A 13,954-nucleotide genomic window follows, 5' to 3' on the forward strand; every position below is an offset into this window, starting at 1 on the left:
TATACGCCAACTTTGTTTATGGGTTATTTTAAAGTTTTAAGGTACTTAAAAACGCGCTGAAATCGTTCTTTATATCTTTTGATCAAAGAGGATGGCTCAAGTTTAGATAATAACATGATCTAAATTGGTGCAAAGATGAGTTTTGGTGCAAATGTTGGTTGTATTTTGGTGCATTACACAAAGAGTAGGCTTTCCACCTATGCTTGAGACAAGAAAAGACATACAATACGCGCATTCAAGTGGAGCGCAGATTCATGAAGACCCCCAAAGTCGGTTTTGTTTCTTTAGGTTGTCCTAAGGCATTGGTAGATTCTGAACGAATTTTAACTCAGTTAAAGACTGAAGGTTATCAAGTTGCATCAGATTATGATGGTGCTGATTTAGTAGTTGTTAATACCTGTGGTTTTATTGAATCTGCGGTACAAGAGTCGCTAGATGCAATTGGCGAGGCCATGAGTGAAAATGGTCGAGTGATCGTTACTGGATGCTTAGGTAAAGACGAAGATAAAATTCGTCAAATGCATCCAAACGTTTTAAAGGTTACTGGTGCAGCAGCTTATCAAGATGTGATGGAAGCTGTGCATGAATATGTACCAGCACCACCTAAACATAACCCATTTGTTGACTTAGTTCCTGAACAAGGAATTCGATTAACACCAAAGCATTATGCTTACTTAAAAATATCTGAAGGATGTAACCATCGTTGTACCTTCTGTATTATCCCAAGTATGCGTGGTGACTTGGTTTCTCGTCCAGTCGGTAGTGTATTAGAAGAAGCTGCTGCACTTAAAAGAGCGGGTGTTAAAGAAATCTTGGTTATTTCTCAAGATACATCAGCTTATGGCGTAGACACCAAGTACAAGCTTGACTTCTGGAATGGTCAGCCTGTTAAGACAAAATTCTTCGACATGTGTGAAGCACTAGGCCAACTCGGGATCTGGGTGCGTTTACACTATGTTTATCCATATCCACATGTGGATGCGGTAATTGATTTAATGGCACAAGGTAAAATCCTGCCATATCTAGATATTCCATTCCAACACGCAAGCCCACGTATTCTTAAGTTAATGAAGCGTCCGGCTCACAGTGAAAATACACTAGAAAAAATTAAGTTGTGGCGTGAGAAATGTCCGGATCTTGTGATCCGTTCTACTTTTGTGGTGGGTTTCCCTGGTGAAACTGAAGAAGACTTCCAGCTGTTGCTTGATTGGTTGGTTGAAGCTCAACTTGATCGTGTGGGTTGTTTTACCTATTCACCAGTAGAAGGCGCTACGGCAAATGATTTGCCAGATCATGTGCCAGAAGAAATTAAACAAGAGCGTTACGAGCGCTTTATGCAAGTCCAGCAAGAAATTTCTGCTGCCAGATTGCAAAAACGTATTGGTCAAACGATGACTGTTTTGGTCGATAGTTTAGAAGATGAATATCCTGTTGCCGTTGCACGTTCTTATGCTGATGCTCCGGAAATTGACGGTAATGTGTTTGTAGAAGATATCGATAAGAACACTATTCAACCGGGCGATATGTTGGAAGTCGAAATTACCGATGCGGATGAATACGATTTATTTGCAAAGTTAATTAAAATTAAATCGGTTTAATCGAAATATATTAAAGAGCATTCAGTTTAAGAGGTTTTGGAGCAAAGTCATGGCGGAAACAATTAGCCCTCGTTATTCACGTATTCTATTAAAATTATCTGGTGAGGCATTGTCAGGTAATAAAGACATGGGTATTGATGCCCAAGTTTTAGATCATATGTCCCTTTCAATTGCACACTTGGTTGGCTTGGGTGTACAAGTGGGTATCGTTGTGGGTGGCGGTAATTTGTACCGTGGTAGTCAGTTGCAAAAAGATGGCCTAGTTGGTCGTGTAACAGGCGATCAAATGGGTATGCTTGCAACTGTAATGAATGGCTTAGCTATGCGTGATGCTCTAGTTCGTCGTAATATCAGAACTCGTCTTATGTCTGCATTGCCAATTGGTACAGTGGTAGAGTCTTATTCAAGTCGTGATGCTATCCGTCATTTGAGCCAAGGTGAAGTTTGTGTTTTTGTTGCGGGCACAGGAAATCCATTTTTCACAACGGATACAGCGGCATGTTTACGCGGAATTGAAATTGAAGCCAATTTGATTTTAAAAGCGACTAAAGTAGATGGCGTTTATAATAAAGATCCAAGTAAATTTGAAGATGCTGTTAAATACGATCATTTAACCTTTGATCAGGTGTTAGATGAAAAACTTGGTGTTATGGATTTGACCGCTATTTGTTTATGTCGAGACCATAATGTGCCATTGCAAGTTTTTGATATGAATAAATCAGGTGCGTTATTGTCAGTAGTAATGGGTGAAAAAGAAGGGACGCGCGTTACTAAATAATGTACGTGTTACCTAAAGCTCTTTATACTAGCGCTAAATTAAATTTGTTAAATATATCTTTGAATAAATAAGTAAGGTAGATCATATGATTAACGATCTGAAAAAAGACAGCGAACAGCGTATGTTAAAAACTCTAGAGTCTTTGGAACTAGGGTTTGCTAAAGTTCGTACCGGCCGTGCACACCCATCAATCTTAAATGGTGTAATGGTTCCTTACTACGGTTCTGATGTGCCTTTAAATCAAGTAGCAAACGTGGGTATCGAAGACTCTCGTACACTTATTGTTCAGCCATTTGAGCGTACAATGGTTTCAGCTATTGATAAGGCAATCCGTGAAAGTGATCTTGGTTTAAACCCGATTACAGCAGATGCAATTCGTGTACCTTTACCAGCATTAACTGAAGAAACGCGTCGTGATATGCAAAAAGTTGCGCGTAATGAAGCTGAAAATGCAAAAGTTGCGATTCGTAATATTCGCCGTGATGTATTGGGTGATATCAAAGCATTGCTAAAAGAAAAAGAAATTTCTGAAGATGATGAACGCCGTGCAGGTGATGATATTCAGAAAATTACTGACAAATATGTTGCAGAAGTAGACAAGCGTCTTGCAGCGAAAGAAGCAGAATTGATGAAGGTCTAATTTTTATGACCGATTCTGAAGAGTATCATCTTCCCAAGCATGTTGCCATCATTATGGATGGCAACAACCGCTTTGCAAAAAAAAATCAAATGCAAAAAGGTGATGGCCATCGGGAGGGTAAAAATGTTCTCGATCCTATCGTTGAACATTGTAAAAAAACTGGTATTCGTGCTTTAACTGTTTTTGCATTTTCAAGTGAAAATTGGAATCGACCGCAGTATGAAGTCGATCTGCTTATGAAGCTTCTGGAAGAAAGTATTCATGAGCAAATACCTCGCATGAAGAAATTTAATATTGCTTTGCGTTTTATCGGTGATCGTTCTCGATTATCCTCACACTTAGTTGCCTTAATGGAAGATGCAGAGCAACAGACAGCACACCATGACACTATGACTCTAACTATTGCAATCAGCTATGGTGGGATGTGGGACATTGCAAATGCAGCAAAACAGGTTGCTCAAGCAGTTGCCCGTGGTGAATTTGGTGCTGATCAAATAAATGTTGATTTGTTCGAAAAATATGTCAGTCTAAACGATCTGCCAGCTGTGGACCTATTAATCCGTACAGGCGGAGATTATCGCATATCTAATTTCTTGTTATGGCAAGCAGCTTATGCGGAACTGTATTTTACGGATACTTTATGGCCAGAATTTACAGTAAAAGAGTTCGATCATGCCTTGAATGTTTTTTCTGGGCGTGAACGTCGTTTTGGCAAAACATCTGAATAAATTCAGCAAGAGAAAATAGAGAATTTATAATGTTAGAGCGGATTGTTACCGCATTGGTACTTGTTGCAGTTGTTTTAGGCTGTATGTTTGCTACGCAATCACATTATCCAATGTTGGTTCTTATGATTGTTGCAGCAGGGGTTGCGGGGTATGAATGGTATAAATTAATGCCTCGCGAAACTGCAAATGCTGTTAAACCCAAAGCTTGGTGCTACGGTCTGCTTGTTGCATTTGTTTCAGGTGTTGCCCTATTTTTCCATGATATTGCATTACTTTTGTGGTCTGCTTCAATTTTGACTTGGATTGTAAGTGTATATTGGGTTAAGTCATTTCCTGAATTTGATGGCTGGTATAACGCGACCTTGTATGTGATTGGGATAATTTTAGTCTGTGCTGCGGTAACCTCAATTTTTGTAGTATGGCAGAGTTCACCATGGTGGTTAATGTATCTGTTCTTGCTCGTATGGGGCGCAGATAGTGGTGCTTACTTTGTTGGTCGCAAATTTGGGAAAAGAAAGCTAGCTCCGACTGTAAGCCCTAACAAATCAGTGGAAGGTTTGTATGGTGGTGTTATTACGACCGTAGTAATAATGTTGGTTGTGCAATATCATTATCTAAATTTAACTTTAATTCAGCAAATTCTGTTTCTTATATTGTCATTAATTACAGTATTTGGTTCAGTTTTGGGTGACTTATTTGAATCAATGATTAAACGTCGTGCCGGTATTAAAGATTCTGGTCGTGTTCTACCTGGTCATGGTGGTGTTTTAGATCGTATTGATTCTTTACTTGCTGCAGCCCCGATCTTTGCAACGGGAATGTATATATTAAAACTTATTGGTGTAGATTTATAGATGACACAATCTGTTTGCATATTAGGTGTAACCGGTTCCATTGGTCAAAGTACCTTAAAAATTTTAAATCAACATCCTGATAAGTATTCAGTGTTTGCAGTTTCAGCTCATAGCCGAATTTCTGAGTTGGTTGAAATTTGTAAACAGTTCCAACCAAAAGTTGTGGTTGTTCCAGAGCAAAAAGTTGCCGAATTAACAGCTCTATTTGCAGATAATAAATTACAAAATATTGAAATTCTGGTTGGTCAAGATGGTCTGGTAAGTATTGCTTCTCATCCAGATGTTGATGTTGTTATGGCCGCAATTGTTGGCGCTGCAGGTTTGTTGCCAACTCTGGCTGCTGTGAAAGCTGGCAAGCGTGTATTATTGGCGAATAAAGAAGCTTTGGTTATGTCTGGTGAAATCATGATGCAAGCAGCACGTGATCATCAGGCGTTGTTATTGCCAGTGGATTCCGAACACAACGCTATTTTTCAGTCATTACCTCATAATTATTTAGAAGCCGAAAGAAATGGGCAACCGCAGCAGGGCGTATCTAGAATATTATTAACAGCCTCTGGTGGACCTTTTTTAAACCATTCTTTAGAGCAATTAAAAGAAGTTACTCCTCAACAAGCCTGTAAGCATCCTAATTGGTCTATGGGACAGAAAATCTCAGTTGACTCGGCTACTCTTATGAATAAAGGGTTGGAGTTGATTGAGGCGTGCCATTTGTTTTCAATATCTGAACATTTTGTTACAGTTGTTGTTCACCCACAAAGTATTATTCATTCTATGGTGCAATATGTAGATGGCTCAACATTGGCACAAATGGGTAATCCAGATATGTGTACGCCAATTGCGCATGCTTTAGCATGGCCTGAGCGTTTACAGACTAATGTTCCTGCTTTAAATTTATTTGAGTATTCTCAGCTTAATTTTCAAGCGCCAGATATCCAAAAATTCCCAGCACTTGATTTGGCACGTCAAGCAATGCGTGAGGGAGGTTTGGCACCTACTATTTTAAATGCCGCAAATGAAGTTGCTGTTGCTGCATTTTTAAAGGAACAAATTGGATTTACAAATATTCCACAAGTGGTAGAACATACTTTGCAAAAATTGGAAAATTCAGTTGCTGAAAATATTGAGTGCATTTTAGATAAAGATGAAATAGCACGACACGTAGCACAGCAATATATATCAAGTATAGGAGGCTGAAATGAGCGCATTATTTATGATTGCAGCAGCAGCTCTTTTACTTGGTCCTTTAATTGCAATCCATGAGTTCGGCCATTACTGGGTGGCACGAAAACTAGGTGTTAAGGTTTTAGTATATTCGATTGGTTTTGGTCCTACCTTACTCAAATGGACATCAAAAAAATCTGGAATCAAATACCAGCTTTCAGCTTTACCATTGGGCGGCTATGTCAAAATGCTCGATGAGCGTGAAGGTAATGTTGCAGAGCAGGATTTACCTTATGCATTTAACCGTCAAAAACCATGGAAACGTATAGCAATTGTTGCAGCTGGCCCATTAATTAATCTGATTTTTGCTGTCTTACTTTTCTGGATCTTATTTTTACCAGCACAAGAACAACTAAACACTAGAGTTGGTAAAGTCATACCAAGCTCACCAGCAGCAACTGCACAAATGCAAGTAGGTGACAAGATTATTGCGGTTGATGGAAAAGAAACGCAAACTTGGGAAAAACTTAACTTTGCTTTGATTGATCGTGTAGGTGAAACGGGTAGTGTAAATATTGATGTAGACCGTGCGGGTACTGAAAAAAATATTGTTTTACCGATTAAAGACTTCTTAAAAAATCAGAATGAATCAGCTTTAGATGTGTTAGGTTTTTTACCATATCGTCCTGTTATTCCTGCTTTTGTCACTGAATTGACTCAAGATGGAGCTGCAATTCGTCAAGGAATGAAAGTAGGCGATCGTATTGTTTCAATTAATGGTCAAGCAATGAAAGACTGGTTTGATGTTGTAGAGATAGTGCAACATTCTCCAGAAAAATTACTCAATATTGATGTTTTACGTAATGGTCAATTAGTTCATTTGCAAGTCATGCCTCAAGGCAAAAAGGATAACATGGGGCAAGTGAGCGGCGTTTTGGGCGTGAAAAGTGATGCAGGAAAAATTACAATTCCTGACGAATATAAGCAAACAATTCAATATACTCCAATACAAGCTTTTGAGATGTCACTAGATAAAACTGGTCAGATCTCTAGCATGATATTGAGTTCAATAGTAAAAATGGTTAAGGGTTTAATTGGTTTAGAGAATCTTTCTGGACCAATTACAATCGCGAAAGTAGCGGGACAAAGTGCAGAAATGGGATGGCAGACTTTTATCTCATTTATGGCTTTAATGAGTGTAAGTCTTGGAATTTTAAATTTATTACCAATTCCAATGCTAGATGGTGGACATCTGGTTTATTACATTATTGAAGCTATTCGAGGGAAGCCTGTTTCTGAACAAATACAAATGTTTGGTCTAAAAATTGGTATGGTACTGCTCGGTAGTATGATGCTTTTGGCTTTATTTAATGATTTTATGCGTTTGTAAACGTATATGGACTTATAACTTACTGGAAAAAACTGGCATGCGGCACACACATTTTTTAATGCCTTTGGCTCTTGTTAGCGCTATGGCGGCGGTACAACAAGCATATGCAGCTGATGATTTCGTTGTTCGAGATATTCGCGTAGATGGGTTGGTCCGTCTTACTCCTGCAAATGTTTATACTATGTTGCCAATCAACAGTGGCGATCGCGTTAATGAACCGATGATCGCAGAAGCAATTCGAACATTGTATGCCACTGGACTTTTTGACGATATTAAAGCATCAAGAGACAATGATACTTTAGTTTTTAATGTCGTAGAGCGCCCAATTATTTCAAAACTTGAATTTAAGGGTAATAAACTTATTCCTAAAGAGGCTTTAGAGCAAGGCCTTAAAAAAATGGGAATTGCTGAAGGCGAAGTTTTTAAGAAATCGGCTTTGCAAACAATTGAAACTGAATTAGAGCAGCAATATACCCAGCAGGGTCGTTACGATGCAGATGTAACTGTTGATACGATAGCTCGTCCAAATAACCGTGTTGAACTTAAATTAAATTTTAACGAAGGTACAGCCGCTAAAGTTTTTAATATCAATATTATTGGTAATACTGTTTTTAAAGACAGCGAAATTAAACAAGCCTTTGCAGTTAAAGAAAGTGGTTGGGCTTCTGTTGTAACGCGTAATGACCGTTATGCTAGAGAGAAAATGGCTGCGAGCCTTGAAGCTTTGCGCGCTATGTATCTTAATAAGGGTTATATCAATTTTCATATCAATAACTCACAGCTTAATATTAGTGAAGATAAAAAGAACATCTTTATTGAAGTTGCTGTAGAAGAAGGCAGTCAGTTTAAATTTGGTCAAACCAAGTTTTTAGGTGATGCACTTTACAAGCCTGAAGAATTACAAGCTTTAAAAATCTATAAAGATGGCGATACTTATTCACAAGAAAAAGTGAATGCTGTTAAGCAATTGTTATTGCGTAAATACGGTAATGCTGGTTATTACTTTGCAGATGTAAATATTGTTCCACAAATTAATAATGACACAGGTGTTGTTGACTTAAATTACTATGTAAACCCAGGTCAGCAAGTTACTGTACGTCGTATTAATTTTACAGGTAACAGTAAAACTGCCGATGAAGTATTACGTCGTGAAATGCGTCAAATGGAAGGCGCTTTAGCGAGTAATGAAAAAATTGATCTGTCTAAAGTTCGTTTAGAACGTACAGGATTCTTTAAAACAGTTGATATTAAACCAGCTCGTATTCCAAACTCACCAGATCAGGTGGATTTAAACGTAAATGTTGAAGAACAGCACTCGGGAACTACAACATTAGCTGTAGGTTACTCACAAAGTGGTGGTATCACATTCCAGGCAGGTTTAAGTCAAACTAACTTTATGGGAACGGGTAACCGTGTTTCGATCGATTTATCTCGTTCTGAAACTCAAGATTATTATAACTTAAGTGTTACTGACCCTTACTTTACGATTGATGGTGTAAGTCGCGGTTATAACGTTTACTATCGTAAAACAAAGCTAAACGATGACTATAACGTTAATAACTACGTTACCGATAGTTTTGGTGGTAGTCTAAGCTTTGGTTACCCAATTGATGAAAACCAAAGCCTAAGTGCTTCTTTAGGTGTTGATAATACTAAAGTAACGACGGGTCCTTATGTGTCTACCTATGTTCGTGATTACTTATTGGCGAATGGAGGTAAGGCAACAGGTCAAGATACTTACTGTCCACCAGATCAGTTGGAAACAACTACAGATCCAGTTACAGGAGCGGTGACATATACAGGTAAATGCCTTGTTGAACCAACTCCATATAATAATGCATTTGAAGGTGAGTTCTTTACATACAACTTAAATTTAGGCTGGTCATACAATACATTAAACCGTCCTATTTTCCCTACTTCAGGTATGTCACATCGTGTAGGTCTTGAAATAGGTTTGCCTGGTAGTGATGTTGACTATCAAAAAGCAACTTATGATGCACAGGCATTCTGGCCAATTGGTAATACTGGTTTCGTATTACGTGGTTACGGTAAACTCGGCTATGGTAATGATTTACCATTCTATAAAAACTTCTATGCAGGTGGTTATGGTTCTGTTCGTGGTTATGATAACAGTACCTTGGGTCCTAAGTATGCAAGTGTAAATTTACAAGAAACCAAGCAAAATGACGGTTCTCCAGAAGAAGTTGGTGGTAACGCTCTTGTACAATTTGGTACTGAGCTAGCTTTGCCATTACCTTTTAAAGGAGATTGGACTCGTCAAGTACGTCCAGTTTTATTTGCTGAAGGTGGTCAGGTATTCGATACCAAATGTGACGTTGGTTCTTATTCTATGATTATGAATGGTCAGCAAATAGCAGATGCTAAAAAATACTGTGAAGATAACTATGGTTTCGACGCAGGTAATATGCGTTATAGCGTAGGTGTTGGCTTCACATGGATTACCATGATTGGACCATTATCTCTTAGCTATGCATTCCCACTAAATGATAAGCCTGGTGATGAAACCAAAGAGATCCAGTTTGAAATCGGTCGTACTTTCTAAGTACGACTTGACTAAATATGAAATAAGGACACAAATTTAAATGAAAAAATTAAATATATTAATGTTAGGACTAGGTCTGACAGTTTCTGCTATGACTAACGCTGCGGGCTATGGTGTTATTGATCTTGCTAAAGTTGTTGAAAGCAGTGCTTATTTGAAACAACAAAACGCAAGTTTAAATCAATCAGTTAAGCCAACTACAACTCGTCTTGAGCAGTTGGGTAAAGAGTTGGAAGGCCTTCAGCGTCAAGCCCAAACACAAGGGCAAAAAATGAAAGAAGATGATATTAAAAAGCTTCAAGCGCAATATCAGACAAAACTCAATGAATTTAATTCGACTCAACAAGGTTTGCAGTCTAAAGTTCAGACTAGTTTGCAAGGAATGAATTCAACTTTTGAGAATCGTGTGAAGCAAGCAGCTGAACAATTACGAAAAGAAAATAATCTTGACTTCATTTTGAATAAAAATTCAACCGTTGCCTATGACGCTAAATATGATTTAACTGATAAAATGATACAAAAGGTTAATTCAATGAAATAAATTAATGAAAGTGCAACATTATCGTTTAGATGAACTAGCTCACCTCGTAAATGGTGAGCTAGTAGGTACGGGTAGTCTTCAGTTTATAAACTTAGCAAGTTTAGAAAATGCTGAAATTCATCAAATTGCTTTCGTGAATGGCGAAAAGTATATTGATCAAGCAAAGGCTAGTCGTGCGGGTGCGTACATTGTTACAAGCCTTATTAAAGAACAGCTTACTGACAAACAAAATTTTATTATTGTTGATAATCCTTACTTAGCTTTTGCCATACTTACTCATGTTTTTGATAAAAAAATCACATCGGTAGGTATAGAAAGTACGGCTCAAATTCATCCTTCTGCGATCATTTCTGAAACAGCATATATTGGTCATTACGTTGTAATTGGCGAAAATTGTGTGGTCGGTGATAACACAATTATTCAGTCTCATACTCGACTGGATGATAATGTGGAAATTGGAAAAGATTGTTTTATTGATGCTCATGTCACCATTACTGGTGGTTCTAAGTTATCTGATCGTGTGCGAGTTCACGCTAGTACTGTAATTGGTAGTGAAGGCTTTGGCTTTGCGCCATATCAAGGAAAGTGGCATCGCATTGCTCAATTGGGCTCAGTTATTATTGGTAATGATGTTCGTATTGGTTCAAATTGTAGTATTGATAGAGGTGCACTCGACAATACAATTTTGGAAGATGGGGTAATTATTGATAACCTTGTGCAAATCGCGCATAACGTTCATATTGGTTCAAATACAGCTATCGCTGCTAAATGCGGAATTGCTGGTAGTGTTAAAATTGGCAAAAACTGTATTCTAGCAGGAGCTTGCGGTGTGTCAGGACACCTTTCTATTACAGATAATGTGACTTTGACAGGAATGTCAATGGTCACAAAAAATATTTCTGAAGCTGGAACTTACTCTTCAGGAATTGGATTGTTTGAAAATAGTCATTGGAAAAAGACAATTGTACGCTTGCGACAATTAGCAGATGTGCCATTGACCCAAATCACTAAACGACTTGATCATATACAAGCTCAAATAGAGTCTCTTGAATCAACCTTTAATTTGCGTAAATAGAATATTATGACCGAGTCAACTACACCTAAATTTGCCATCCCTGAATTACCAATGCAGATTCAAACGATTCGTCAATATTTGCCGCATCGTTACCCATTCTTATTGGTTGATCGTGTGACTGAAGTTACTGACAATAGTATTGTTGGTTATAAAAATGTTTCTATCAATGAAGAGTTCCTACAGGGACATTTCCCAGAATATCCAATTATGCCTGGTGTTCTAATTGTAGAAGCATTAGCTCAAGTTTCAGGTGTTCTAGGGTTTATTATGAACAATGAAACACCAAAACCTGGTTCTTTATTCCTCTTTGCTGGTGCGGAAAGAGTTAGATTTAAAAAACAAGTAGTTGCTGGTGACCAACTTGTATTAAAATCTGAATTAGTAATGCAAAAACGCGGTATCTACAAATATAACTGTACGGCTACCGTTGACGGTATTGTAGCAACAACCGCTGAAATTATGATTTCACACCAAAAAACAGAGCAGGCATGAGCAATCACGACTTAATTCATTCTACGGCCATTATTGACCCATCTGCAGTGATTGCTCCAGATGTCCAGATAGGACCTTATTGCGTTATCGGTCCAAATGTGACGATTGGTGCGGGTACTAAATTACATTCACATGTCGTAGTGGGTGGTTTTACCAAAATTGGTCAAAATAATGAGATTTTTCAATTCGCAAGTGTTGGTGAAGTTTGCCAAGACTTGAAATATCAAGGTGAAGAAACCTGGTTAGAGATTGGTGATCATAATTTAATTCGTGAGCATTGCAGTTTACATAGAGGAACTGTGCAAGATAATGCTTTAACTAAAATAGGAAGTCATAACCTATTGATGGTTAACACACATATTGCACATGATTGTATTGTTGGTGATCATAATATTTTCGCGAATAATGTTGGTGTTGCCGGACACGTACATATAGGTGATCACATCATTATTGGTGGTAATTCTGGTATTCATCAATTCTGTAAAATCGATTCTTACAGTATGGTAGGTGGAGCATCACTAATTTTAAAGGATGTACCAGCTTACGTTATGGCTTCTGGTAACCCAGCTCATGCATTTGGTATTAATATCGAAGGAATGCGTAGAAAGGGTTGGTCTAAAAATACAATTCAAGGTCTCAGAGAGGCTTATAAGTTAATTTTTAAATCAGGGCTTACCTCTATTCAAGCTGTTGAGCAGATTAAAAATGATATTCTTCCGAATGTTCCTGAAGCTCAATTATTAATTGACTCTGTTGAACAGTCAGAACGCGGTATTGTGCGTTAAGACAATATATTAAAAAAAGACACTGCATATTGCAGTGTCTTTTTTTTGCTTAAAATTATTATTTATTAAAAAATTTGGCCTCTTCGGATTTTGGATACTGGCTTAAAATTTTAGTTTTATATTGGTTTGCTGAAGCTGTATTTTTATCGACATCTTTAACAATGCTATAGAGTTGATAAAGAGCACGAGGAGCTTTACTAGAATTTGGATATTGAGTTGCTACTACATTGTAGTTCTTTTTTGCCTCATTGTAGTTTACCGGATCAGTTGCTAAATTAAACTCAGCTAACCAAAAGTAAGCATTTCCCGTATAAACACTATTTGGGTGATTTTTAATAAAGTTTTGCATTGGAGCGATGGCTTTTTTTGCTCCACCTTGCTTATAGGCATCTAGAGCTACAGTGTAAGCAGCCTTTTCAAGCTCTACTGGGTTTGATTGATTTTGTGCTGGTGGTTGAGACGCTTCTGGTTGTGGAGGAGGAGTGGTGGAGGGGCTGCTTGTTGGAGTAGCATTTACTACTTTATTATCTACTGTGGAGGTTTCTGTGCTTGCTGTAGCTGGAGTATCACTGTTTGCAGGATTATCTGATGGTGCACTTTCTGGATCAATTTTCTGATTAAGTAGCTCTAAGCGTTGATCTAGGTCAGTATAACGATTAGATAAATCTTTTTTCAATTGTTCAATATCGTTTGATTGCTCTTCTAATTGTCCACGTAAGGCACGTACATCATTCTCTAATTGTTGGTTTTTTTGCATTAACTCCCAGTTTAAATTACTAGGTACCGAAACATTATTAGAAGAAGTGTTACTTGGATTGCCACCGCTTTGGCTTAAACCGCGAGACTCAATTGGAATGTTGGCATAGAGAGAGGTAGTGCTCATTAAGGCAATAAATAATAAAGAATGCTTCATCAATCGCATGAGTATAGGTCCATAATTTTATGTAAAAGCCAACTTGAGAAAGGAATATATAAACTATTCACTTAACTATCTAAGGTTTTAATTGGTTAATGCAATTAAAACAGCTAACAATATAAATGCAAGAATAGTTTACAATCTTCAAGCATATTTTATCCAAAATAAGATACAAGAAAGAATAAAGGAGAGAGAAGTATAGAAAGTTATGTGTTTTTGCTGATGAATTAATCAATCGAAACATAAACTTGCTTAAAACTGGGAAGAAGGCTTGCAACTCTTTTAAAAATCTCTATACTTTGTCTGGCAATGGTAGCCCTGCTGGTGGCTTCGCAATTGTACTCTGTGAACCCCGCCAGGACCGGAAGGTAGCAACGGTAGCAGATCTATGATGTGCCGAAGTTTTGCTAGTGGGGCTGCCACCATTTCT

General features: G+C 37.8%; 13 protein-coding genes and 1 other RNA gene. 13 read left to right on the forward strand and 1 reads right to left on the reverse strand.

Annotated features, from left to right (window positions below):
- Positions 1-254 precede the first annotated feature (254 nt).
- The 12 genes from rimO (at position 255) to lpxA (ending at position 12,608) form a co-directional block, all read left to right on the forward strand.
- Positions 255-1,598, forward strand: coding sequence for a 30S ribosomal protein S12 methylthiotransferase RimO (rimO, locus tag RMB03_RS05970; RefSeq protein ID WP_080027282.1), 1,344 nt, complete (start codon positions 255-257; stop codon positions 1,596-1,598).
- A 49-nt stretch (positions 1,599-1,647) separates the two neighbouring features.
- Positions 1,648-2,376: a UMP kinase gene (gene pyrH / locus RMB03_RS05975; RefSeq protein WP_003652185.1), complete on the forward strand. Its 729-nt coding sequence runs from the start codon at positions 1,648-1,650 to the stop codon at positions 2,374-2,376.
- A gap of 85 nt (positions 2,377-2,461) precedes the next feature.
- Positions 2,462-3,016 carry a ribosome recycling factor gene (gene frr / locus RMB03_RS05980; RefSeq protein ID WP_004791853.1) on the forward strand — a complete coding sequence of 185 codons (555 nt, stop codon included), beginning with the start codon at positions 2,462-2,464 and terminating at the stop codon, positions 3,014-3,016.
- A gap of 5 nt (positions 3,017-3,021) precedes the next feature.
- Positions 3,022-3,744 (forward strand): polyprenyl diphosphate synthase, encoded by a 723-nt coding sequence (gene uppS, locus RMB03_RS05985; RefSeq protein ID WP_311074647.1) that lies wholly within the window; start codon positions 3,022-3,024, stop codon positions 3,742-3,744.
- 29 nt (positions 3,745-3,773) lie between these two features.
- Positions 3,774-4,598, forward strand: coding sequence for a phosphatidate cytidylyltransferase (locus RMB03_RS05990; protein ID WP_005039985.1), 825 nt, complete (start codon positions 3,774-3,776; stop codon positions 4,596-4,598).
- Entirely contained in the window at positions 4,599-5,795 is a 1,197-nt protein-coding gene (ispC, locus tag RMB03_RS05995; RefSeq protein ID WP_092707050.1) for a 1-deoxy-D-xylulose-5-phosphate reductoisomerase, read from the forward strand. It begins immediately after the preceding gene.
- 1 nt (position 5,796) lies between these two features.
- Positions 5,797-7,152, forward strand: coding sequence for an RIP metalloprotease RseP (gene rseP / locus RMB03_RS06000; protein WP_311074650.1), 1,356 nt, complete (start codon positions 5,797-5,799; stop codon positions 7,150-7,152).
- A gap of 37 nt (positions 7,153-7,189) precedes the next feature.
- Complete coding sequence (gene bamA, locus RMB03_RS06005) at positions 7,190-9,715, forward strand: outer membrane protein assembly factor BamA (RefSeq protein ID WP_409070626.1); 2,526 nt, start codon at positions 7,190-7,192, stop codon at positions 9,713-9,715.
- Positions 9,716-9,755: 40 nt separating this feature from the next.
- Complete coding sequence (locus RMB03_RS06010) at positions 9,756-10,256, forward strand: OmpH family outer membrane protein (protein ID WP_080027278.1); 501 nt, start codon at positions 9,756-9,758, stop codon at positions 10,254-10,256.
- A gap of 4 nt (positions 10,257-10,260) precedes the next feature.
- Positions 10,261-11,331, forward strand: a complete 1,071-nt coding sequence (gene lpxD / locus RMB03_RS06015; RefSeq protein ID WP_311074654.1) for a UDP-3-O-(3-hydroxymyristoyl)glucosamine N-acyltransferase — start codon at positions 10,261-10,263, stop codon at positions 11,329-11,331.
- Between the two features lie 6 nt (positions 11,332-11,337).
- Positions 11,338-11,823, forward strand: a complete 486-nt coding sequence (gene fabZ, locus RMB03_RS06020; protein ID WP_003652176.1) for a 3-hydroxyacyl-ACP dehydratase FabZ — start codon at positions 11,338-11,340, stop codon at positions 11,821-11,823.
- Positions 11,820-12,608, forward strand: coding sequence for an acyl-ACP--UDP-N-acetylglucosamine O-acyltransferase (gene lpxA, locus RMB03_RS06025; protein WP_004643106.1), 789 nt, complete (start codon positions 11,820-11,822; stop codon positions 12,606-12,608). Before fabZ ends, lpxA begins: the two co-directional genes overlap by 4 nt.
- A gap of 58 nt (positions 12,609-12,666) precedes the next feature.
- Here lpxA and RMB03_RS06030 read toward each other — a convergent pair whose 3' ends face one another.
- Positions 12,667-13,530, reverse strand: a complete 864-nt coding sequence (locus RMB03_RS06030; protein WP_311074658.1) for a YbgF trimerization domain-containing protein — start codon at positions 13,528-13,530, stop codon at positions 12,667-12,669.
- 313 nt (positions 13,531-13,843) lie between these two features.
- Between RMB03_RS06030 and ffs the strand changes: the two genes are divergently transcribed.
- Positions 13,844-13,940: signal recognition particle sRNA small type (ffs, locus tag RMB03_RS06035), an RNA gene on the forward strand.
- Positions 13,941-13,954 lie beyond the last annotated feature (14 nt).

The organism is Acinetobacter sp. V91_7 (assembly GCF_031799075.1).
Lineage (GTDB): Bacteria > Pseudomonadota > Gammaproteobacteria > Pseudomonadales > Moraxellaceae > Acinetobacter > Acinetobacter calcoaceticus.